This is a genomic window from Rhodococcus sp. YH3-3 (assembly GCF_001653035.1).
GTDB lineage: Bacteria > Actinomycetota > Actinomycetes > Mycobacteriales > Mycobacteriaceae > Rhodococcus_F > Rhodococcus_F qingshengii.
Window position 1 is genome coordinate 2,182,480 of record NZ_BCWH01000002.1, and the last position, 22,051, is coordinate 2,204,530.

At 63.5% G+C, this 22,051-nt stretch carries 16 protein-coding genes and 1 pseudogene; 11 read left to right on the forward strand and 6 right to left on the reverse strand.

The genetic code is table 11. The features are described 5' to 3' along the window. Positions 1–3 precede the first annotated feature (3 nt). The 3 genes and pseudogenes from YH3_RS23150 to YH3_RS23160 form a co-directional block, all read right to left on the reverse strand. Positions 4–1,341, reverse strand: a complete 1,338-nt coding sequence (locus tag YH3_RS23150) for an MFS transporter (protein WP_042450291.1) — start codon at positions 1,339–1,341, stop codon at positions 4–6. A 190-nt stretch (positions 1,342–1,531) separates the two neighbouring features. Then, a pseudogene (locus YH3_RS23155) lies at positions 1,532–3,754 on the reverse strand (glycoside hydrolase family 3 C-terminal domain-containing protein). A gap of 71 nt (positions 3,755–3,825) precedes the next feature. Then, entirely contained in the window at positions 3,826–4,500 is a 675-nt protein-coding gene (locus YH3_RS23160; protein WP_007730968.1) for a TetR family transcriptional regulator, read from the reverse strand. Between the two features lie 127 nt (positions 4,501–4,627). Between YH3_RS23160 and aroQ the strand changes: the two genes are divergently transcribed. From aroQ to YH3_RS23175, 3 genes are read left to right on the forward strand one after another with little or no spacing between them, the layout of a single operon-like run. Then, positions 4,628–5,077 carry a type II 3-dehydroquinate dehydratase gene (gene aroQ / locus YH3_RS23165; RefSeq protein ID WP_007730969.1) on the forward strand — a complete coding sequence of 150 codons (450 nt, stop codon included), beginning with the start codon at positions 4,628–4,630 and terminating at the stop codon, positions 5,075–5,077. After that, positions 5,077–5,955: a shikimate dehydrogenase gene (locus tag YH3_RS23170; RefSeq protein WP_007730970.1), complete on the forward strand. Its 879-nt coding sequence runs from the start codon at positions 5,077–5,079 to the stop codon at positions 5,953–5,955. Before aroQ ends, YH3_RS23170 begins: the two co-directional genes overlap by 1 nt. Continuing rightward, a complete protein-coding gene (locus YH3_RS23175) occupies positions 5,952–7,865 on the forward strand; it encodes a sugar phosphate isomerase/epimerase and 4-hydroxyphenylpyruvate domain-containing protein (protein ID WP_064444104.1) in 1,914 nt (637 codons plus the stop codon). Before YH3_RS23170 ends, YH3_RS23175 begins: the two co-directional genes overlap by 4 nt. Here the strand turns inward: YH3_RS23175 and fdhD are convergent. Both fdhD and YH3_RS23185 read right to left on the reverse strand, forming a co-directional pair. Beyond that, the gene (fdhD, locus tag YH3_RS23180) at positions 7,816–8,685 is read right to left on the reverse strand and encodes a formate dehydrogenase accessory sulfurtransferase FdhD (RefSeq protein ID WP_064113167.1); all 870 of its coding nucleotides are present in this window, start codon (positions 8,683–8,685) and stop codon (positions 7,816–7,818) included. The two genes, YH3_RS23175 and fdhD, sit on opposite strands and share 50 nt — an antisense overlap. 1 nt (position 8,686) lies before the next feature. Continuing rightward, on the reverse strand, positions 8,687–10,996 hold the full coding sequence (locus tag YH3_RS23185) for an FdhF/YdeP family oxidoreductase (protein ID WP_193777181.1): 2,310 nt from the start codon (positions 10,994–10,996) through the stop codon (positions 8,687–8,689). Positions 10,997–11,117: 121 nt separating this feature from the next. Here YH3_RS23185 and YH3_RS23190 point away from each other — a divergent pair, with 121 nt between their 5' ends. From YH3_RS23190 to YH3_RS23200, 3 genes are all read left to right on the forward strand, one after another. Beyond that, positions 11,118–12,125, forward strand: coding sequence for an iron-siderophore ABC transporter substrate-binding protein (locus tag YH3_RS23190; RefSeq protein WP_064444106.1), 1,008 nt, complete (start codon positions 11,118–11,120; stop codon positions 12,123–12,125). A 63-nt stretch (positions 12,126–12,188) separates the two neighbouring features. Beyond that, the gene (locus YH3_RS23195) at positions 12,189–12,803 is read left to right on the forward strand and encodes a GNAT family N-acetyltransferase (RefSeq protein ID WP_030536638.1); all 615 of its coding nucleotides are present in this window, start codon (positions 12,189–12,191) and stop codon (positions 12,801–12,803) included. A 12-nt stretch (positions 12,804–12,815) separates the two neighbouring features. Continuing rightward, complete coding sequence (locus tag YH3_RS23200) at positions 12,816–14,849, forward strand: S9 family peptidase (RefSeq protein ID WP_050654660.1); 2,034 nt, start codon at positions 12,816–12,818, stop codon at positions 14,847–14,849. Between the two features lie 71 nt (positions 14,850–14,920). On the opposite strand, the gene YH3_RS23205 is transcribed toward YH3_RS23200, so the two are convergent. Next, positions 14,921–15,622 (reverse strand): hypothetical protein, encoded by a 702-nt coding sequence (locus tag YH3_RS23205; protein WP_019749074.1) that lies wholly within the window; start codon positions 15,620–15,622, stop codon positions 14,921–14,923. Positions 15,623–15,794: 172 nt separating this feature from the next. Between YH3_RS23205 and YH3_RS23210 the strand changes: the two genes are divergently transcribed. From YH3_RS23210 to YH3_RS36835, 5 genes are all read left to right on the forward strand, one after another. Next, positions 15,795–18,476 carry a valine--tRNA ligase gene (locus YH3_RS23210; RefSeq protein ID WP_064444264.1) on the forward strand — a complete coding sequence of 894 codons (2,682 nt, stop codon included), beginning with the start codon at positions 15,795–15,797 and terminating at the stop codon, positions 18,474–18,476. Next, a complete protein-coding gene (locus tag YH3_RS23215) occupies positions 18,473–19,912 on the forward strand; it encodes a folylpolyglutamate synthase/dihydrofolate synthase family protein (RefSeq protein WP_003944455.1) in 1,440 nt (479 codons plus the stop codon). The genes YH3_RS23210 and YH3_RS23215 overlap by 4 nt, the downstream gene beginning before the upstream one ends. Then, on the forward strand, positions 19,909–20,349 hold the full coding sequence (locus tag YH3_RS23220) for a DUF4233 domain-containing protein (RefSeq protein WP_003944448.1): 441 nt from the start codon (positions 19,909–19,911) through the stop codon (positions 20,347–20,349). Before YH3_RS23215 ends, YH3_RS23220 begins: the two co-directional genes overlap by 4 nt. An 18-nt stretch (positions 20,350–20,367) precedes the next feature. After that, complete coding sequence (ndk, locus tag YH3_RS23225) at positions 20,368–20,787, forward strand: nucleoside-diphosphate kinase (RefSeq protein WP_003944527.1); 420 nt, start codon at positions 20,368–20,370, stop codon at positions 20,785–20,787. Positions 20,788–21,235: 448 nt separating this feature from the next. Beyond that, positions 21,236–22,051: translation initiation factor IF-2 N-terminal domain-containing protein (locus YH3_RS36835; protein WP_238592684.1), on the forward strand; the 816-nt coding region annotated here is incomplete at its 3' end.

Sequence of the window (22,051 nt, forward strand, 5' to 3'; positions counted from 1 at the left end):
CGGCTAGATCGGGTTGCCGAGTTCCTTGAGGGGAGTGCGGAACGTCTCCTTGGCGGTGAACGCCGAGAGCGCGCAGATGACGCAGGCCACCGAAGTCAGAATGGCAACGGGCATCCAGTGTGTCTTGTCGCCGCCCATGAGGGCGTTGCCGATGGCGGGGGCAAAGCCTGCGAGGGCGAAGCCGACCTGGGTGCCGATCGCAATGCCCGAGTAGCGGACCTTGGTGTTGAACATCTCGGAGTAGAACGACGGCCAGATGGCATTCGGGGCAGCGTAGAAGACGGACATCAATCCGATTGCGGCGAGGAAGATCAGGGGAACGTTGCCGCTGGCGATTGCGCCGAAGTACACGTAGATGAACACCGCGCTACCGAGGGCGCCACCGATGAACAGCGGCCTGCGACCGATCCGGTCGGAGAGCATCGCCCAGGCGGGCTGACTGAGCAGGGCTACGGCGTTGGCTGCGATGGCAACCCAGAGCATGGTCGACTTCGGAATCCCCACTTCTTCGGTGGTGGCGAAAGCGAGACCGAAGACGGAGAAGATGGTCGAGACGACGGCGATGAAAGCGCAGCAGATCACGCGAATCAGATTTGCGCTGTGGGTGCGAAGAAGATCGGCAACAGGCAATTTGGCGACGGTCTTGGATTCCTGCTGCTCGGTGAACTCTTCGGGCTCTTCGAGCTTGAGACGCATGATGTATGCCGCGACCAGAACGATCAGGCTGCCCCAGAACGGGATTCGCCAGCCCCACGTGTAGAGGATGTCGTCGGGGAGCGCGGCGATGGGCAGGAATACGAGGCTGGCGAGGATGAAGCCGGCCTGGGTGCCGTTGAGGGTCCAACTGCAGAAGAACGCGCGTCGGCCTTCGGGGGCGTGTTCGAGCGTCAGTGAGCTGGCACCGCTCTGTTCACCGGCAGCGGAGATGCCCTGGGCGATTCTCATCAGGACGAGAAGGATCGGTGCAAGAACTCCGATCGAATCGGCGCTGGGAATACATCCGATGAGGAAGGTGGCTGCGCCCATCAGAATGAGCGTGAGCAGCATGATCTTCTTGCGGCCGACGCGGTCACCGAAATGGCCGAGGACTACAGCGCCGAGGGGACGCGCGACGTACGCGACACCGAAGGTGGCCAGCGAAAGTAGAGCCGCATGCCCGCTGTCCGGGAAGAACACCGTGGGGAAGATGAGCGCAGCGGCGGAGGCGTAGATGTAGAAGTCGTAGTACTCGAGCATGCTGCCGAGAAACGACGACGTTGCGGCGCGCTTGACCTTGGTCGTGTCCGGCCTTGCCAAGGATCCCGCCTCGGGCCCGGACGGTGTAACCGTGCTAGCTGACATGCTCATCTCCTGGGTGGAAGCGTCGTGGAGGCTCTACATCCGCCGATTGTGTTCGTATAAAGAACGTCTGTGCGGAGAGCGATACAAGGAATGTAACCGACGCCACAGCAACTACACAAGATTATTAACCAAATAGTTCATAAAAATCTACTGGCGGTCACGCTGCTCGTCGAAACCGCAGTTCAGAGAGTTAGGAGGCCGGCTGTGCTGCGGCCGCCACCAACTGCTCCACCTGTTCCTCGGTGATCCCGAGGCCGAAGGTGGCGAGTTTTCCGAGCGGCATCGAGCCTGCGAGTGCCATCATCTCGGGGCTGACCGCCTGTGCACCGTCGCCCGCTGCGGCAGCCATGGCGGCGCCGAGAACTGCGCTGCCGACGGGATGGGCGAGCCATTCGCCGATGGTCGACATGGCGTCGAGCGTGCCGACGCCGACGTTCCCGGCCAGGGTGATCGTGTCGGTGGTTGCGATGTCCCGAGACGAGAAGCCGACGCGGATCTCGTAGTCGCCAGGTTCGATCGCCCAGTCCTTTTCCGTGACAGACTAATAGGCAAATGCCCTGCTGTCGAGCGTGATGGTCACAGTCGCGGATTCGTCGGGGTCGAGGTGGACCTTGGCAAAGCCTTTCAATTCCTGCGCGGGTCGATCGATGCTTGCCGAGGCGTCGTGGACGTAGACCTGAACGACGCTGCTGCCCGATCGGTCGCCGCTGTTGCGCACGGTGACGGTCACTTCGGCGGAGTTCTCACCGGCCTCGACGGAGGTATCGGTGATGTCGAAGGTGGTGTAGCTCAGCCCGAACCCGAACGGGTACGCCACTTCGCGCAGTGCGGAGTCGTAGTAGCGGTATCCCACGTACAGGCCTTCGCCGTAGCGGACGTGCTGCTGTGATCCCGGGAAATGCAGATACGACGGATTGTCTTGGAGGCGAAGCGGAATGGTCTCCGTCAGGCGGCCGGACGGATTCGTGATGCCGAACAGAAGATCGGCAATCGCCGAGCCGCCCGCCTGGCCGAGTAGCCAGCCCTCGAGGATTGCGGCGGCATGATCCTTCCAAGGCTCGATCGCAACCACACCGCCGTTGGCGAGCACGACGACCGTGTTCGGGTTCGCGCCGTGGACCGCTTCCAGCAGGGCGATCTGGTCAGCCGGCAGTTCGATGTCGGTTCGGTCGAATCCTTCGGATTCCGTGGCGGACGGTAGTCCGAGGAACAGCACCGCGACGTCGGCGCGGCGTGCGGCGTCGACAGCCTCGGTGACCATGTCGTCGTCCGGAGTGCCGTCGAAGGTGAAGCCCGGTGCGAAAGTGACGCGGTCGGCGCCTTCGAGGTCGAGGATCGCGTCCAAGGCATTGTCGAGCTTGGTCGGGACCACCTGTGAACTGCCGGCTCCCTGGTACCGCGGGCTGCACGCGAATTCGCCGATCACCGCGACGGTTTGCCCGCCGGGGGTCAGCGGCAGCAGTTCTCCGTCGTTGGCCAGCAGGACAGCGGACTCCGCTGCAGCGGTCCGTGCCAGTTCGTGGTGACGCTCGACGTCGTACGTGTGGCCTTCGGTGCGCGCGGCGGCGGTGCGTGCCACCAGCGTCGCCAGGCGCTCGGCGGCAGTGGTGAGCACTGATTCGTCCAGGTCGCCGCCGCGCACGGCGTCGACGATCTGGGTATCGGTTCCGGTCGGCGGCATTTCCAGGTCGAGGCCCGCGGCGAGTGCCGCCACGCGGTCGTTGACCGCTCCCCAGTCCGAAACGACGAGGCCGTCGAAGCCCCACTGTTCGCGGAGTACCTCGGTGAGCAGCCAATGGTTCTGGCTCGAGTACACACCGTTGATCTTGTTGTACGAGCACATGACCGTCGTCGGGGCCGCGGTCTTGACGGCGTATTCGAAGCCGGCCAGATAGATCTCGCGCAGCGTCCGTTCGTCGACGTCGGCACTGACTCTCATCCGGTCGTGTTCTTGGTTGTTGGCAGCGAAGTGCTTGAGCGAGGTTCCGACGTCGCGAGACTGGATGCCGGTGATCAGCGCTGCCGCGACGCGGCCGGAGAGGAATGGGTCCTCGGAGACGTATTCGAAATTCCTGCCACACAAGGGTGATCGTTTGATGTTGATGCCTGGGCCGAGGAGGACCGAGACCTGTTCGGCTTTGGCCTCGTCGCCCAGAGCCTCACCGACCTGGCGGATGAGGTCGAGGTTCCACGACGAGCCCAACCCGACCGCCGGTGGGAAACATGTCGCTGGAATGCTGTGGCCGAGTCCGAGTGCGTCGCCGCCCTCGGGTTGTTTCCGGACTCCGTGCGGACCGTCGGTCAGGAGTATCGATTCGATTCCGGGAACGGACTGGCTGTGCCAGAAATCCGAGCCCGACGTCAACGACGCCTTCTCCTCGAGTGAAAGCCCGTCTACGTAATTCTCGGTCACGTCATTCCTCCCGGTGGCAGCTGTGAGTTCCACTCACCACCGTAGGGGGATTTTTCGGACTTCGGGGTGGGTCAGGACGGCGCCTTCGAGGTCAAGAACGCAACAACCATGTCGCCGAGCATTGTTCGAAGATGCTCACGATGCGTCGAGTCGGTCAGGTCGCGGTCGAAGAGCGCTTTGAAGGTGTAACGATTGGCGATACGAAAGACGCAGTAACTGCTGATCAACATGTGAATATCGAGAGCATCTACGTCGGAGCGGAATGCTCCCGACTGCTGTCCGTCGTGGAGGATCTGCGAGACCAGGTCGGCGGCGGGGGCGCCGAGACCGCTGAGTAGCTCGGATTTCTCGATGTGCTCACCGCGGAGCATGTTCTCGTTGGCTACCAGCCGAATGAAGTTCGGGTGTTGTTCGTGGTGGTCGAAGGTGAGTTCGGCCAAGGCGCGGACTGCTGCCGTGGGTTTCAATCCCTCGAGGTCGAGTTCACGTTCCTGCGCACGAATGACGCTGTACGCGTGTTCGAGGACGGACTTGTACAGCCCTTCCTTGTCGGTGAAGTAGTAGTAGATCATGCGCTTGGTGGTGTGAGTCTTGGTTGCGATCTCGTCCACTCGGGCGCCGGCAAAGCCTTTGTCGGCAAACTCCTCGGTGGCGACGGCGATGATGTTCACCCTGGTCAGATCGCTGTTTCGGCGTCGTTTCTCCGGCTTCGACACCACGGAGTTCACTGACTGCTCGGAAACCATGTGCTCACTCTATCTGTCAGCAGTTTGTCGACTTTGCTTGTCGAGTCCGCGTCGGGGGAGTAACGTCCAGTGAACTAACTCACTAGTTCGTACATTAGTTTCGAGCGTCAACCCCGAGGTGCCCCTGATGACTTCATCTCTACCGATTCTGGTCCTCAACGGGCCCAACTTGAATTTGTTGGGCCAGCGCCAACCGGAGTTCTACGGGAGAGACACGCTGGACGACGTAGTTTCCCGCTGTGAAGCGGCGGCCGCGAAGTTCGGAGCGGTGGTCGAGGCAAGGCAGTCGAACCACGAGGGCCAACTGATCGATTGGATCCACGAGGCCAGGGGAAACGTTGCGGGCATCGTCATCAATCCCGGTGGGTACTCGCATACCTCCGTTGCGTTGCGTGACGCTCTGGTCACACTCGATGCCCCCGTCGTGGAGGTGCACATCAGCAACATCCACAGTCGCGAAGAATTCCGTCACCACTCGTATGTCTCCGGGATCGCCGACGCTGTCATCTGCGGATTGGGAATCGACGGTTACAGCGCCGCAGTCGAATTCGTCTGCGTCCGAGAAGGGAAGAACTGATGAGTGATTCGATCCTCTGCGGTCTGATCGGCACCGGCATCGGAGCCTCCTTGACTCCGATCATGCACGAGGAGGAAGGGCGCAGACAGGGCCTGCCGTACGTCTACCGCATCCTCGATCTCGATGCGATGGGGATGGCGCCGTCGGACATCGGTGAACTTCTCACCTATGCACGACGTTTCGGGTTTCGCGGCCTCAACATCACTCACCCGTGCAAGCAGTTGGTGATCGAGCACCTCGACGAGCTCTCGCCGGATGCGAGCCGGCTCGGAGCGGTGAACACGGTCCTCTTCGACTCCGGCAAGGCGATCGGACACAACACCGATTGGTCGGGCTTCGGCCGAAATTTCGACGACGGACTTCCCGGAGCACAGCTCGATCGTGTCGTGCAGCTCGGTGCCGGCGGAGCCGGTGCGGCGGTTGCCTATGCCGCGCTCACCCGTGGCGTCGGGACACTGACGTTGGTCGATTCGAGCCTGCCTCGCGCGCAGGAACTTGCACAAACCTTCGCGCAGCAGTTTCCGGCGCAGGTTGTCGAGGCGCGGCACACGAGCGACCTCGCCGAAGTGCTCGGCAAGGCAAACGGATTGATCCACGCGACGCCGATGGGAATGGCGGCTCATCCCGGAATGGCATTCTCGCCGGATCTGCTTCGCCCTGATCTGTGGGTGGCCGAAATCGTCTACCGTCCACTCGAAACCGAACTGTTGCGTCAGGCAAGGTTGATCGGAGCCCCGACGCTCAGCGGAGGCGGAATGACTGTCTTCCAGGCCGTCGACGCGTTCCGGATCTTCACGGGCATCGAGCCCGACAGTAAGCGGATGCTCACGCACATGACGGAACTTGTACACGGCGAACAGACTGCGGCAGCGCTGTGAGTGCCCCGGTCCGGACGTCGATCGCGACGGTATCGCTCAGTGGCACTCTCGAGGAGAAGCTCGACGCCATCGCTGCTGCCGGCTTCGACGGCTTCGAGGTGTTCGAGCCGGATTTTGTTGCTTCGCCGTGGTCCCCGAAGGAATTACGAACGAGGGCTGCGGATCTGGGCTTGACCCTCGATCTGTATCAGCCGTTCCGTGACTTCGACACGGTGGACGAGGCCCAATTTGCTCGGAATCTTGTTCGAGTGCAACGCAAATTCGAGCTCATGGATCAACTGGGGTGCGAGACGCTCCTGGTGTGCTCCTCGCCCCTGCCGACCGCAAGTCACGATGACGGTCAGTTGACAGAGCAATTCGGAGCTCTCGCCGAACTGGCGTCCGAGCACGGCAAGAAGGTTGCATACGAGGCGCTCGCGTGGGGTGCCCACGTCAACACGTACGGCCATGCGTGGCAGATCGTCGAGGGCGTCGACCATCCTTCGCTCGGTACCTGTCTGGACAGCTTTCACATCCTCTCGCGCGGTGACGATCCCGCCGGAATTCGCGAGATTCCCGGCGAGAAGATCTTCTTCCTCCAGTTGGCGGACGCTCCGTTCTTGGCGATGGACATCCTCCAGTGGAGCCGGCATCACCGAAACTTCCCGGGGCAGGGCAGCTTCGATCTCAGTGCGTTCGCTCAGCATGTCTACGCCACCGGTTACGACGGACCGTGGTCGCTCGAGATCTTCAACGACGTATTCCGACGCGCGGACACCCAGCGGACGGCAATCGACGCTCATCGGTCGCTCCTCCATCTGGAAGAACAGGTCGCCGCCGCGAACCCTGCCGCCGGTGGACCCACGCTGTTCACCGCCCCGGAGCGCACCCCGCTCGAAGGGATCGTGTCTCTGCGAATCGCTGCGGGTCCGGCTAAACAGGACCAGGTGCACTCGATGCTCTCTCGCGTCGGTTTTCATCTGGTCGGACGGCACCACGATCACGACTTGCAGTTGTGGCGGCACGGACCGCTCACCGTTGCCGTCGACGCGACAGCGGGCACGGTGTGGACGGCGCCCGGGCTGCCCGCGGATCTGCCGGTTCTCACTCAGATCGGCATCAGGGCAACCGAACCCGAAGTGTGGGGAGAGCGCGCTCTGGCTCTCGAAGTACCGGCGACGCGCGTGCAGTTGCCGGGGTCGAGCGACGAGAACTCCGAGGTACCGGACGTCGTACGCTTGAAGGTCACCGATGCGACATCGATCGACCTTCGTGGCCCTGGCAGCGCTGCAGCGTGGGAATCGGCATTCGAGATCTACCCGCTGCCCGCCGAGCGCAATCGTGAACAGGGCGCAGTGTTCACCGGGATCGACCACGTGGCACTGGCAGTTCCGGCGGAGAGTTGGGACGGCATCATGCTGCTCCTGCGGTCCGTGTTCGAGATGCAACCGCACGAGGGGCAGGACGTCACCGATTCGGTCGGACTCATGCGGAGCCAGGCACTCACGCTCGTTCAGGACGGTGACGGACATACCCTGCGGATCTCACTGAACATGGTGGAGGGCAGTCGAAGCGGGCTGCCGACGGTCCGCCGCGGCGGCGTCAGCCACGTCGCTTTCGCGTGTGAGAACATCTTCGGTGCCGCTGCGTCCATGCAGGACTGGGGCTTTGCTCCGCTACCCATTTCCCCGAACTACTACGACGATCTGGACGCACGTTTCGGTCTGAATTCAGAACTGCTCGACCGGATGCGCAGCGCCGGAATCCTTTACGACGCGGACGCTCACGGCGAGTTCTTCCACCTGTTCACCCCGACCGTCGGGGGAGACCTGTTCTTCGAGGTCGTGCAGCGGGTGGGTGGATACGAGGGCTACGGGGAAGTTAACTCCGCTGTGCGACTGTCGGCTCAGTTGCGCGCGAGTTCGACGTGACCTCGACTCGGTGCGGGTGCGAGTAGATATTCATCGAATCGCCGCGGATGAAACCGGCGAGAGTCAGCCCGGACTCCTGCGCTAGTTCCACGGCCAGCGACGACGGCGCGGAGACAGCACCGAGGATCGGAATGCCGGCCATGACGGCCTTCTGGACGAGTTCGAACGACGCCCGACCGCTGACGATCAAGATCGTGTCGTAGAGGGGCACTCGGCCGTCGGTGATGGCCCAACCGATCACCTTGTCGACGGCGTTGTGACGGCCGACATCCTCGCGCAGTGCCAGGAGTTCGCCGGTGGCGGTGAACAATCCGGCCGCGTGCAGGCCACCGGTGCGCTCGAAGATCCGTTGGCTCTCCCGCAGTGTGACCGGCATGGCCGACAGGATGGTCGAGGTGACGGAAGTCGTGTCACCGACCAGCGGATGTCGCGTCGTGGTTCGGACGGCGTCGAGCGAGGTCTTGCCGCACACGCCGCACGCGGAACTGACGACGGTGTTCCGATCGGTGGTGTGGTCGGGCAACGGCACTCCGGGAGCGAGAGCGATGTCGAGGACGTTGTACGTGTTCGCACCGGATTCGTCGACGCCGTCGCAGTAGCGGACGACGCTCACGTCGTCGCGGGTGGCGATGACACCTTCGCTGAGAAGGAATCCGTGCACGAGGTCGACGTCGTTGCCGGGGGTCCGCATCGTCACTGCCAGCACCTGACCGCCCACTCTCATTTCGAGTGGTTCCTCGACGGCCAGCGTGTCGGGGCGCGTGACGACCCGATCACCCGAGATTCGAACGACCGGTGTTCGTGCGGTGACTCGTCCCATCTCAGGCGCCCGATGCTTCGAGTCGAACGGTGACGGCCTTCGACACCGGCGTGTTCGACTTGGCCGCAACGTGTTCGAGGGGAACGAGCGGATTTGTCTCCGGGTAGTACGCCGCAGCATTGCCGCGCGGGGTGTCGTAGGAGACGATGCGGAATTCCGTGACCCGACGCTCTTCGAGTGTGCCGTCGGGTGTTGTCCACTCGGACACGATGTCGACGAGATCGCCGTCACGGAATCCGAGCGCGGTGATGTCTTCGGCGTTGACGAGGATGACTTTGCGTCCGCCCTTGATGCCGCGGTATCTGTCGTCGAGGCCGTAGATCGTGGTGTTGTACTGGTCGTGGCTGCGCATCGTCTGCAGAATCAGGCGCCCACTCGGAGTGGGTATCCAGTGCAGGTCGTTCACGCCGAAGTTGGCTTTGCCGGTGTGCGTGCGGAACTCACGCGAGTCACGCGGCGGGTGGGGGAGTTGGAATCCGTCTGGCTCTCGAACGCGGGAGTTGTAGTTTTCGCAGCCTGGCACTACCCGTGAGATGGAATCGCGGATCAGGTCGTAGTTGCCCTCGAAGGCCGACCAGCGGACGGAGTGATCGTTGCCGAGTAGTTCGCGGGCGAGTTGGCAGATGATGGCGACTTCGCTACGCAGGTAGGGGCTGACCGGTGTGAGGCGTCCGCGCGACAGGTGCACCATGGACATCGAATCCTCCACGGAGACAAGCTGCTTTCCGCCGGCTTGGACGTCGAGGTCGGTGCGTCCGAGGGTGGGGAGGATGATCGCGGTCTGCCCGTGGACCACGTGACTGCGGTTCAGCTTGGTGGACACCTGCACGGTGAGTTCGCATTGACGCAACGCTGTTTCGGTCGCTGCGGTGTCCGGGCTTGCCTGGATGAAGTTGCCGCCCATCGCCATGAAGAAGCTTGCCTTGCCTGCGTTCATGGCGCGGATTGCGTCGACGGTGTCCCATCCGTGCTTGCGGGGACTCGAGATCGAGAACTCGGTATCGAGCGCGGCCAGGAACTCTTCCGGCATCTTTTCCCAGATGCCCATCGTGCGGTCACCCTGGACATTGGAGTGTCCTCGCACCGGACAAACGCCGGCACCGGGTTTGCCCATCATTCCACGCATGAGCAGCAGGTTGACTGCTTCTTCGATGGTGGCGACTCCGTGTGTGTGCTGAGTGATCCCCATGGCCCAGCAGGTGACGGTTCGCTCGGATCGGGCAAGTGCGGCAGCCGTTTCCTCGAGCTGTGCCATCGACAGACCCGTTGCCTCGAGTACCGTGTCGAGATCGACCGCGCGGATGTGCTTCTCGTATTCGTCCCAACCGGCGCAGTACCGGTCGACGAAAGCGCGGTCGACGACCGTCCCGGGAGCGCGATCTTCCTGCTCGAGCAGCAGCTTCCCCAGGCCTTGGAACAGCGCCATGTCGCCGCCCAGCCGGATCTGCAGGAACTCGTCCGCGATGTCGACTCCGTGCCCGATCACGCCGGACACCTTCTGTGGATCCTTGAACCTGCGCAATCCCGCCTCGGGTAGAGGATTGATGGCAATGATCTTGGCGCCGTTGCTCTTTGCCTTCTCCAGCGTCGAGAGCATTCGAGGGTGGTTGGTGCCGGGGTTCTGTCCGGCGATGAGGATGAGATCGGCGTTCTCGAGGTCGGGAACCGTCACCGAGCCTTTGCCGATGCCGATGGATTCGGTCAGTGCGCTTCCGGACGACTCGTGACACATGTTGGAACAGTCGGGCATGTTGTTGGTGCCGTAGCTGCGAATCATCAACTGGTAGAGAAACGCGGCTTCGTTGGACGTGCGACCGGAGGTGTAGAACACCGCTTCGTCCGGCGATGCGAGGCCGTTCAGATGTTCGGCGATCAGTGCGTACGCGCCGTCCCAGTCGATCGGCCGGTAATGGGTTGCTCCAGGCGTCAGGACCATCGGGTGCGTCAGTCGCCCCTGCTGTCCGAGCCAGTAGTCGGTCTTGCCATCGAGATCGGCGATCGAGTGCTCCGCGAAGAATTCGGGTGTGACGGTGCGAAGCGTTGCTTCCTCGGCAACAGCCTTCGCTCCGTTCTCGCAGAATTCGGCGGGCTTGCGATGTCCGGGAGTCTCCGGCCACGCACACCCCGGGCAGTCGAAGCCGTGGCGTTGGTTGAGTCTGGTGAGCGTTCGGGCGGTCCGCAAGGCTCCCATCTGCTCGATTCCTCGTTGCAGCGACACCAGAACGGCCGGAACTCCGGCGGCGTAGTCCTTGGGGTGCGTGACTTCGAGATCCGATTCGTCGATGTCCTTCGAGGGGCCCTGGCGCGTCATGTCTCCATAGTGGCCCGATCGGCGCGGTACTGCCATCGAATGGGCCGGTCGAACTAGCCGGAATGAAGCTTTCATCGGCTAGCCTTACCTACCGAACCAGCAGACTTTAAGGGGTAGGAACATGGATCGAACGGACGCAGGTCGGCTGACCCGGCGCGGATTTCTGATCGGCACGTCGGGAGCGTTGCTGGCATTCGCCGCAGCCTGCTCCAGTTCGAACGACGAGGACACACCTCCCAGCGGTGACTCTGCGGAATCGATCACCCACAAGTTCGGGGCTACGGAGTTGCCCAAGGATCCGCAGCGGATCGTCAGTGTCGGATACAACGATCAAGATGCGATCCTGGCGCTCGGTGGGACCTTGGTCGGAACCTTCGACTGGTACGGCGATTACCCCTACGGCGTGTGGCCCTGGGCGCAGCCGCTGCTGAACGGGGCGACTCCCGAGATCATCGGAACCGCGGGCACCACCATTCAGATGGAGAAGGTCGCTGCCACGACACCCGACCTGATTGTCGGCACCTACTCCGGGCTCACTCAGGCGCAATACGACAAACTCAGTGCTATTGCACCGACGGTGGCGCAGCCCAAGGAGTTCGCGGATTACGGAATCCCCTGGCAGAACCAGACGACCATCATCGGCGAAGCGTTGGGGCAGCAGGGTAAGGCCGCCGAGCTGATCGCCGGCGTCGACCAGAAGTTCGCCGACGTGAAGACGGCCAATCCGGCGTTTGCCGGCAAGACCGTTCTGGTCGGCGCGTTGAAGGGGCCGGGGCAGTTCGGGGTCTACGGACCGGAAGACCCGAAGGTGCGGTTCTTCACCGAACTCGGATTCGTGAATCCGCCTGTCACCGATCAGATCACGGGTAACTTCGCCGAGATCAGCACCGAGCAACTCTCGCTCGCGGACGTCGACGTACTCGTCTGGTACGCCGGTGGCGGCTACGGCGACAAGCTTCGCGCGGAGCTGGACAAGACCCCGATCTACCAGGAACTCGACGTCGTGAAGGACGGCCGCGCGATCATTCTGGAAGACGCTGCTGCCGAAGCCATGACGTGGAGCACCGTACTGAGCTTGCCGTACGCGCTCGAACAGATTCCGCCGCGGATTGCGGGCTTGCTCGTCTGATCGGTTCAAGGACAGCGCTGTTCAAAGTCCAGTGATTCGGACAGTCGGCGGTACTCTCGCCTCATGGGTGTACACGTACGGCCGGCTGTCCGATCCGATATTCCGGCACTGTCGGCAGTGTTGGCCGAGGCGTTCGAAGATGATCCCTTGATGGCGTGGATGTTGCCGGACGAGGCCACCAGGGCTGATCGCCTGACGAAACTGTTTGCCGCAGAAGCTCGTTACCACCACCTCGCCGGGGGCGGCGTCGAGGTGGCCACCGACGACAACGGCCTGATCGGCGGGGCAACTCTGTGGGATCCGCCGGGGCGGTGGAAGCAGTCGTGGATTTCCGGGCTCGTGAGCCTGCCCGCAATGGTGCGTGTCTTCGGCAGGGGGCTACGACACGCGGCCGAGGTCAGCTCCGTTCTCGAAGGAGCACACCCGAATTCGCCGCACTGGTATCTCGCGACCGTCGGGACCGGCAGCGCGGCGCGCGGTGGGGGATACGGCAAAGCGCTGCTGAACTCTCGGTTGGAGCGTTGTGACCGTGAACATGTCGACGCTTACCTCGAGAGCAGCAAGGAATCGAACATCCCGTACTACAACCGCTTCGGTTTCGAAGTGACCCGTGACATCGTCATGCCAGGCGGCGGGCCGACGATCTACGCAATGATGCGTCAACCGCGGGGCGCGTGATACGAACTAGTGGTGACCCAGATTCCCGAGCTCCACGCAGGCACACCGTTCGACGAACTCGACGACTACATCGCTCTGGCCAGGTTGTCCGGCCTGGTGTTGTCACCTGACGGCTCGCTGCTGATCTGCGCGCGCGCCGTTCTCGACGACAAGAGCGCCGAATACGTGTCCTCGTTGTGGGAGATCGACCCGGAAGGCCGGCGTCCTGCGCGTCGGTTGACCTGGGGTTCGACCAGCGAGTCCGGTGCTGCCTTCGCGTTCGACGGCGACGTGCTCTTCACTGCCACGCGAGCCGTGCCGGGCGAGAGTGATCCGCAACCAGCACTCTGGCGCCTACCAGCGGCGGGCGGAGAAGCTCAGCTGCTGATCTCGCGTCCCGGTGGTGTCTCGTCGGTATCAGCGGCGAAGGCGGCGCCGACGTTCGTGGCCCAGACGTCGGTCATGGCTTCGGCGATCAGCCTCGACCAGGACGATCAGGTGCGATCGGCGCGCAAGGACAAGAAAGTCACGGCGATGCTGCACACCGGTTATCCGGTGCGCCACTGGGACCACGACCTGGGCCCCGATCATCCGCATCTGGTTGTGGCCGAGACGGATTCGAAGGAATCCGTCGAGTTGCGGGACATCACACCGACGGCAGGCGCAGCGCTGCGGGAGACGTCGACCACGATTTCCGACGACGGTCTCTTCGTCGTGACCACGTGGACTGTCGGCGATGCGAGTGCCGCCCGCCGATCGACGTTGGTTCGGATCGACACGGTGACCGGTGACCGAGTCACGCTTGTCGACGAGGCCGACGCGGACGTCTACAACCCGGTGCTCTCGCCGGACGGAACCAAGCTCGCGTTCATCCGGGAGACACTCACCACACCGGAGTCCGCACCACGAATGACTCTGCAGCTCTACGACTTCGGATCCGGTGCCGTGACCGGCGTCGCCGACGGCTGGGATCGCTGGCCTACCTCACTTGCCTGGCTACCCGACGGATCCGGGCTGGTCGTCACCGCTGACGACGGCGGCCGCGGTCCGATCTTCACCATCGACCTGTGGGGCCAACCAGTGCGCCTGACAGCCGACGACGCGGCGTACACCGACCTTCGAGTGGCGCCGGACGGTGAGTCGATCTACGCGTTGCGAGCCTCGTACGAAGCGCCCCCGCACGTGGTGCGGGTCGATCTGCGATCAGGTGAGATCACCGCACTTCGTGGGCCCGACACTTTGCCGGAGCTGCCGGGAACACTGACCGAGATCACCGCGCGTGCCGAGGACGGTTCGACGGTGCGTAGCTGGTTGGCGCTGCCGACGGGCGCCGCGCCGCATGCACCGGTGCCATTGCTTCTCTGGGTCCACGGCGGCCCACTCGGTTCGTGGAACACCTGGTCCTGGCGGTGGAATCCGTGGCTGCTCGTCGCCAAGGGCTATGCAGTACTGCTACCAGATCCCGCGCTCTCGACCGGATACGGCCAGGACTTCGTCCAGCGGGGGTGGGGTCAGTGGGGCAAGGCGCCCTTCACCGATCTGATGGCGATCACCGATGCTGCTGTCGCCCAGCCCGAGATCGACCCCAAGCGAACCGGCGCGATGGGTGGTTCGTTCGGTGGTTACATGGCCAACTGGATTGCCGGACATACCAACCGTTTCGACGCCATCGTCACCCACGCGAGTCTGTGGGCACTCGATCAATTCGGCCCGACGACGGACGCTGCCTGGTACTGGCAGCGCGAGATGTCGCCTGAGATGGCCGTCGAGAATTCGCCGCATCTGTACGTCGCGGACATCACGACTCCGATGCTGGTCATCCATGGCGACAAGGACTACCGGGTTCCGATCGGTGAGGGCTTGCGACTCTGGTACGAACTGCTTGCCGAGTCAGGTCTGCCCGCCGACGACGACGGGAAAACGGACCATCGCTTCCTCTACTTCCCCGACGAGAATCATTGGGTGCTCAAGCCGCAGCACACCAAGATCTGGTACGAGGTGGTCACCGCGTTCCTCTCCGAGCACGTTCTCGGCGAAGATGTCGCGCTACCGGAGATTCTGGGCTGAACCCGCGCGTGCCTCGTTCGGATGAAACACCGAACGAGGCACGAGCGTCTTCGCGTGGATCCGGACCGGAATCAGGCGCCGGGGCAACGAACGGTGTACGACCACTCGGTGTGGTCAGGGCCCGTGACGCGAACCAGAACGGACGACGCCCCACCGGCGGGCACGTTGACGACAGCTGAACCAGTTCCCTCGTTGATGTTGTCGCCGATGTATCCGGTGCTGTGGATCAACCGACCTTCGTAGTACACCTCGATCAGGTCCGGGACGTTTTCGGTCTCGTAGCCGAGCACGAACGAGGTCGGGCCACCGCGGCCGAGTTCGTGCTTGGTGCTGGTGATTCCTGCGCCGCCCGAGACGGTCGAGGCGTCGCAGCGCTGCGTGGGCGCAAACGATCCGCCGCCGCCGCTGCCGCTGGCCAGGCCACTGAGAATGTCCCTGACGTTGCCACTGGCCAGGCCGTTGACGATGTCCGTCGCGCTGGTCGAGCCGGCGTTCAGGCCGCCGAGGACGTCGTTGAGGTTCCCGGTGGCGATCCCGCCGACGATGTCACCCACGCTGCCGCTGGCGATGCCGTTTGCGATGTCGTTCCCGATATCGCCGACGCTTCCGTTGATCGTGGCGCTGCCACTGTCGATGCTTCCTTGCACACTTTCTTCGATGCCGGGGGCAGCGGACGCAGTCGCCGGAAGCACGAGGGCAACCGCCGCTCCGATCGTCGCGGCCGCCGCCAAGGTTCGAACGCCGGGACGGCGAGAACTCCAGTTGTTCAACATATTTGCTCCACGGGTAGTTGGTCGGTCGTCCTTCAGAGCGATCCTGTCAGCCGAGCGGATCGGTGAATATCGTTTGTTCGGCTGACCCCGGACCGCGGGGCAGTCGTTCGTGTGCGCCGCGGCGGCCGACGGGCGAATTCGTTCACGACGGGGGAGTCATTAGGATCAAGTGGTGACCAGTGCAGCTCCAGAGAACCCCCAGACCCCCGCCGACGCCCTACCCAAGAGCTGGGACCCCAGCGCGGTAGAGGCCGATCTGTATCAAGGCTGGGTAGACGCCGGGTACTTCCAGGCCGACGCGACCAGCGACAAGCCCGGCTACTCCATCGTGCTGCCGCCCCCGAACGTCACCGGCAGCCTGCACATGGGCCATGCCCTGGATCACACCCTCATGGACGTGCTCAGCCGTCGCAAGCGGATGCAGGGCTACGAGGTGCTGTGGCTGCCAGGCATGGACCACGCCGGTATCGCCACGCAGTCCGTCGTCGAGAAGCAACTCGCTGCCGACGGAAAGACCAAGGAAGATTTCGGCCGCGAGCTGTTCATCGACAAGGTCTGGGACTGGAAGCGCGAATCCGGTGGAACCATCGGTGGCCAGATGCGGCGCATCGGTGACGGCGTCGACTGGAGTCGTGATCGTTTCACGATGGACGAGGGCCTCTCCCGCGCCGTCCAGACCGTCTTCAAGCGCATGTTCGACGAGGGCCTGATCTACCGCGCCGAGCGTCTCGTGAACTGGTCGCCGGTGCTGCAGACCGCGATCTCCGACATCGAGGTGAAGTTCGAGGACGTCGAGGGTGAGCTGGTTTCCCTGCGCTACGGCTCGCTCGACGACAACGAGCCGCACGTCATCGTCGCGACCACTCGCGTCGAGACGATGCTCGGTGACACCGCAGTAGCGGTCCATCCCGAGGACGAGCGCTACAAGCACCTCATCGGCACCACTCTCGATCATCCGTTCACCGGGCGTCAGATCCCGATCATCGCCGACGACTACGTCGACCCCGAGTTCGGAACCGGCGCTGTGAAGATCACGCCGGCTCACGATCCCAACGACTTCGAGATGGGCCTGCGGCACAACCTGCCGATGCCCACAATCATGGACAAGACCGGCAAGATTGCCGACACCGGAACCGAATTCGACGGAATGGACCGCTTCGAGGCTCGCGTCAAGGTTCGCGAAGCTCTCGCCGAGCAGGGACGCGTCGTCGCCGAGAAGCGCCCGTACCTGCACAGCGTCGGGCACTCCGAGCGCAGTGGCGAGGCCATCGAGCCTCGTCTCTCGTTGCAGTGGTGGGTCAAGGTCGAGACGCTCGCCAAGGCTGCGGGTGACGCGGTTCGCAACGGGGACACCATCATTCACCCGGCGAGCCAGGAGCCACGCTGGTTCGACTGGGTCGACAACATGCATGACTGGTGCATTTCCCGTCAACTCTGGTGGGGTCACCGCATTCCGGTCTGGTACGGCCCCGAGGGTGAAGTTGCGTGCTTCGGTCCTGACGAAACGGCGCCGGAAGGCTGGGTCCAGGATCCCGACGTCCTCGATACCTGGTTCTCCTCCGGACTGTGGCCCTTCTCGACGATGGGCTGGCCGGACAATACGCCCGAACTCGAAAAGTTCTATCCCACCAGCGTTCTCGTCACCGGCTACGACATCCTGTTCTTCTGGGTCGCCCGCATGATGATGTTCGGCACCTACGTGTCCGAGGACGAGTCGATCACCGCCGGTCCGGGTAAGTCCGGCGCGCAGATGCCGTTCAAGGACGTGTTCCTGCACGGACTGGTCCGCGATCAGTACGGCAAGAAGATGTCGAAGTCTCGCGGCAACGGTATCGACCCACTCGACTGGGTCGATCGTTTCGGCGCCGACGCCCTGCGATTCACACTTGCACGCGGCGCCAACCCGGGCAGCGACCTGTCCGTCGGTGAGGATTCGGCGCAGTCCTCGCGCAACTTCGCGACCAAGTTGTTCAACGCGACCAAGTTCGCTCTGATGAACGGCGCTGCTCCCGCGCCGCTGCCCGCTCGAAGCGAACTGACCGACGCCGATCGTTGGATCCTCGACCGTCTCGACACGGTCCAGGCCGAGGCGGACGCCGCATTCGATCGCTACGAGTTCAGCAAGGCGTGCGAAGGCCTGTTCCACTTCGCGTGGGACGAGGTCTGTGACTGGTACCTCGAACTCGCCAAGGTGCAGTTCGCCGCCGACGAGGCCGTCGCCGCGAACACCCGCGCCGTGCTCGGCAACGTTCTCGATGCACTGCTCCGCCTCCTGCACCCGGTCATTCCGTTCGTGACCGAAACCCTGTGGAAGGTGCTCACCGGCGGCGAGTCCGTCGTCGTCGCCGAATGGCCCACGTTGTCCGGTGAGGCAGTCGACGCCCAGGCCGCAACCAGGATCGAAGACACGCAGAAGCTGATCACCGAGGTGCGACGATTCCGAAACGATCAGGGACTCAAGCCTTCCCAGAAGGTCCCGGCTCGTGCGTCCGGGCTCTCGGAGGCCGGCATGGACGGCCAGTTCGCCTACGTGGCGGCGCTGGCCAAGCTGACCGAACCCGAAGAGGGATTCACCGCGTCGATCTCCGTCGAGGTGCGCCTGAGCCAGGGCACCGTCACTGTCGACATCGACACCTCGGGCACCATCGACCTCGGCGCGGAGAAGAAGCGGCTCGAAAAGGACCTCGCGGCAGCGCAGAAGGAGCTCGTCACCGCTGACAACAAGCTGGCGAACGAGGCCTTCCTGGCGAAGGCGCCCGACGCCGTCGTCGACAAGATCAAGACACGTCGCCAGATCGCCGTCGAAGAGATCGAGCGCATCACGGGACGTCTGAAGGAGTTGGCCGACAAGTGAGTTCGTACGAACCGTCCCAATTCGACGCTCAGAGTTCGGTTCCGACTCCGGTCGACATCGCCGAACTGGCGCTGGTGGAAGCAGAACTCGACAAGCGTTGGCCCGAGACCAAGATCGAGCCGTCACTGACTCGTATCGAGGCGCTCATGGATGTCCTGGGCTCGCCTCAGCACAACTATCCGTCGGTGCACGTCACGGGAACCAACGGTAAGACGTCGGTGACGCGCATGATCGATTCGTTGATGACGGCTCTGCATCGTCGCACCGGGCGAACCACCAGCCCTCATCTGCAGATCGCGACCGAGCGGATCAGCATCGACGGTCATCCGATCTCGCCGCGGCTCTACGTGGACACGTTCCGCGAGATCGAGCCGTACGTGCAGATGATCGACGCACAGTCGGAGGAAGCCGGGGGACCGGCGATGAGCAAGTTCGAAGTGCTCACCGCCATGGCCTATGCGGCCTTCGCGGAGGCGCCGGTCGACGTCGCCGTGGTCGAGGTCGGCCTCGGCGGACGCTGGGACGCCACCAACGTGATCGACGGGCAGGTTGCGGTGATCACGCCGATCAGCCTCGATCACGCCGAGTACCTGGGCACCGACCTGGCCGGGATCGCGGAGGAGAAGGCCGGGATCATCAAGAAGGGCCGCGAGGACCTGGTTCCGGTGGACACCGTCGCGATCATCGCCGAGCAGACTCCCGAAGTCATGGAGGTATTGCTGCGGCGTGCTGTCGAGGTGGAGGCCGCGGTCGCTCGTGAAGGCTCGGAGTTCAAGGTGCTTGCTCGCCAGATCGCGGTGGGCGGACAGCAGCTCGAACTTCAAGGCTTGAGCGGTGTGTACACCGACATCTTCCTCCCCCTTCACGGTGAGCATCAGGCGCGCAACGCCGCGCTCGCGCTCGCTGCCGTAGAAGCGTTCTTCGGTGCCGGTCCGGATCGACAACTGGATCAGGATGCAATCCGCAACGGGTTCGCCTCGATCGTCAATCCTGGTCGCCTCGAACGTGTTCGGAGTGCGCCGACGGTCTTTCTCGACGCCGCCCACAATCCAGACGGTGCCCGCGCTCTCGCGGCCGCACTGGCCGCCGAGTTCGACTTCCGCAAGCTCGTGGGAGTGGTCAGCGTCATGGCGGACAAGGACGTCGACGCCATCCTGACTGCATTCGAATCCGTCTTCGACGAGATCGTCGTCACCCACAACGGGTCACCCCGGGCGATGGACGTCGAAGAACTGGCGAACATCGCCGTCGCGAAGTTCGGCGACGAGCGCGTCGTCGTTGCGCCGGTGCTTGCCGACGCCTTGGAAGTCGCGATCGAAATCGCCGAGCAGGTCGCCGAACCCGGTGAGGCCGTATCAGGGGCGGGTGTGGTGGTGACGGGATCCGTCGTGACCGCAGGCGCCGCCCGCACGTTGTTCGGAAAGGACCCCGCGTGAGTACCCCGTCAGATGCCAATCCCGAGTCCGGAGACCACGAGCCCGGAGACACTGCCGGCGAGTTCGGGCCGCCGACCAAGGACCCGTGGAAAAGCTTCCGCGGAGTGATGGCCGGAACCCTGATCCTCGAGGCGATCGTCGTGCTGCTGGCTTTGCCGGTTGTCGCGGTCGTCGGCGGAGGCCTCACCGCGGCCTCCGCGGGATTCATCATCGGGTTGGCGGTACTGATGATTCTGGGTGCGGGCATCCAGGGCAAGCCGTGGGCGATGGGGTTCAACGTCGCGCTGCAGGTGATCCTTCTGTTCGGTTTCTTCGTCCACCCGTCGATCGCCGGTGTGGCGATCACCTTCGGGATCGTCTGGGGATACCTCGTCTACCTGCAGAGAGACATCAAGCGCCGGATGGACAAGGGCCTGCTTCCCGGTCAGCGGGACTGACCATTTAGGCTGTCCGCTGTGACTGAGCGCACCCTCGTACTGATCAAGCCCGACGCCGTTGCCCGTGGATACGTAGGAGAAATCCTCAGCCGTATCGAGCGCAAAGGCCTGACAATTGCAGCACTCGACCTCCGCGTAGCTTCCGAAGAGGTGGCTGGTAGCCACTACGCAGAACACGCCGAGCGTCCGTTCTACCCGAGCTTGTTGGAGTTCATCACCTCCGGTCCGCTGGTGGCCGCAGTGCTCGAAGGCCCCCGAGCCATCGCTGCTTTCCGTCAGTTGGCCGGCGGAACCGACCCGGTCGACAAGGCTCTTCCGGGTACGATCCGCGGCGACTTCGGACTCGAAGCGCAGCAGAATCTCGTTCACGGCAGCGACTCCGTGGAGTCGGCAGAGCGTGAAATCGCTCTGTGGTTCCCCGCGCTGTCGTCCATCTGAATCTCCGATCGGGCCTCTGGCCCACATGAACGGGCCTTCGGCCCACATCTCCACAGCGAATTCTCGGCACGTATCCCACATCGGTGCGCCCTTTGCAGTTGCAGGCGCGTTGGTGTGGGATACTGCTTTCAGTTGAACCGCAATTTGTTTTACGCACGTTCAACCGGATGACACCTAGGTTCGATGCCCTTTCATCGCTGCTCCAGGTCAACAGGAAATCCCTGGACCTCTGCACGCTGGATGATCAGGCGCTCGCGCACAGGACAACGGCCATCCAGCCAGGCACTTCATGTGCTCGCAGTGAATAACGGGCATTGCGGACCATGCGGAGCGAGACCTTACAATCTCGTACTCACTTCTGAGTGCGAGTACACACAGCACGCTCCCGCGTGGCCGCGTGACAACTCGACTTCTGGGTTGGACGCGCCCGGGGGCTGAGGAGACTTACGTGGCCGATCAATCCCCAACCGAATCAGATTCCAGCACCACCCCGGAATTTCCCGACAAGATGCGCGTACACGCGCTGGCGAAGTTGCTCGGCGTCACCAGCAAGCAGGTCCTTGCCGAAGCCGCAGCGCTCGGTACCGAATTGCGCAGCGCGCAGTCGAGTCTCCACCGTGACGTCGCTCAGCGGATTCATGCCTCGTTGACTTCCGCGGCCGAGGCCATCGAGCCCGTCGTCGCCGAGCTCGACACCCTCATCGACCCGGTTGTCGAGGCGCCGGTTGCCGAGGAGCCTGCTGCAGAAGCTCCCGTGGAGGCTGCTCCTGTTGCAGAGGCTCCGGCCGAGAAGCCTGTCAGGGCTCGTCGCACTCGCAAAAAGGTCGTCGTCGAAGAACCTGCAGCAGAAGAAACAGTGGATCCGGCTGTCGCCGAGATCAGCGCTGGACTCGACGCCGCAGCTGCGCTGCAGAGCAAGGAAGCCGAGCAGTCCGATCTGTTCACTTCCTTCGAGGCGCCGCAGACCCATCAGCCCGAGGTGGCTCCCGCCGCGCCGCAGGTCCCGCTGTTCCTGCAGCCGGATCTCGAAGCCGCCGAGGTAGCTCCGCGTCGCCGTCGCGCACGCCGCGAGCCTGCTGCACCGGCGGTCGTCGAAGAGAAGCAGACAACCGCGGAAGCCGAAACCGTCGTTCCCGAGGCAGCGCCGGTTGCAGTTCCTGCCGTCGAAGAGCCGGCTGTGACCGCACCGCAAACCGAGGGCGAGAGCGCCGAGTCCGAGGACGAGGACGACGATCAGCCGCGTCGCCGTCGTCGTGGACGCCGT

Excerpts from the sequence above, each read along its gene's own strand:
- YH3_RS23190 (WP_064444106.1), top strand. The coding sequence starts at position 11,118 with ATGGATCGAACGGACGCAGGTCGGCTGACCCGGCGCGGATTTCTGATC.
- YH3_RS23170 (WP_007730970.1), top strand. The coding sequence starts at position 5,077 with ATGAGTGATTCGATCCTCTGCGGTCTGATCGGCACCGGCATCGGAGCC.
- YH3_RS23185 (WP_193777181.1), bottom strand. The coding sequence starts at position 10,996 with ATGACGCGCCAGGGCCCCTCGAAGGACATCGACGAATCGGATCTCGAA.
- YH3_RS23150 (WP_042450291.1), bottom strand. The coding sequence starts at position 1,341 with ATGTCAGCTAGCACGGTTACACCGTCCGGGCCCGAGGCGGGATCCTTG.
- YH3_RS23195 (WP_030536638.1), top strand. The coding sequence starts at position 12,189 with ATGGGTGTACACGTACGGCCGGCTGTCCGATCCGATATTCCGGCACTG.
- fdhD (WP_064113167.1), bottom strand. The coding sequence starts at position 8,685 with ATGGGACGAGTCACCGCACGAACACCGGTCGTTCGAATCTCGGGTGAT.
- YH3_RS23205 (WP_019749074.1), bottom strand. The coding sequence starts at position 15,622 with ATGTTGAACAACTGGAGTTCTCGCCGTCCCGGCGTTCGAACCTTGGCG.
- YH3_RS23160 (WP_007730968.1), bottom strand. The coding sequence starts at position 4,500 with ATGGTTTCCGAGCAGTCAGTGAACTCCGTGGTGTCGAAGCCGGAGAAA.
- aroQ (WP_007730969.1), top strand. The coding sequence starts at position 4,628 with ATGACTTCATCTCTACCGATTCTGGTCCTCAACGGGCCCAACTTGAAT.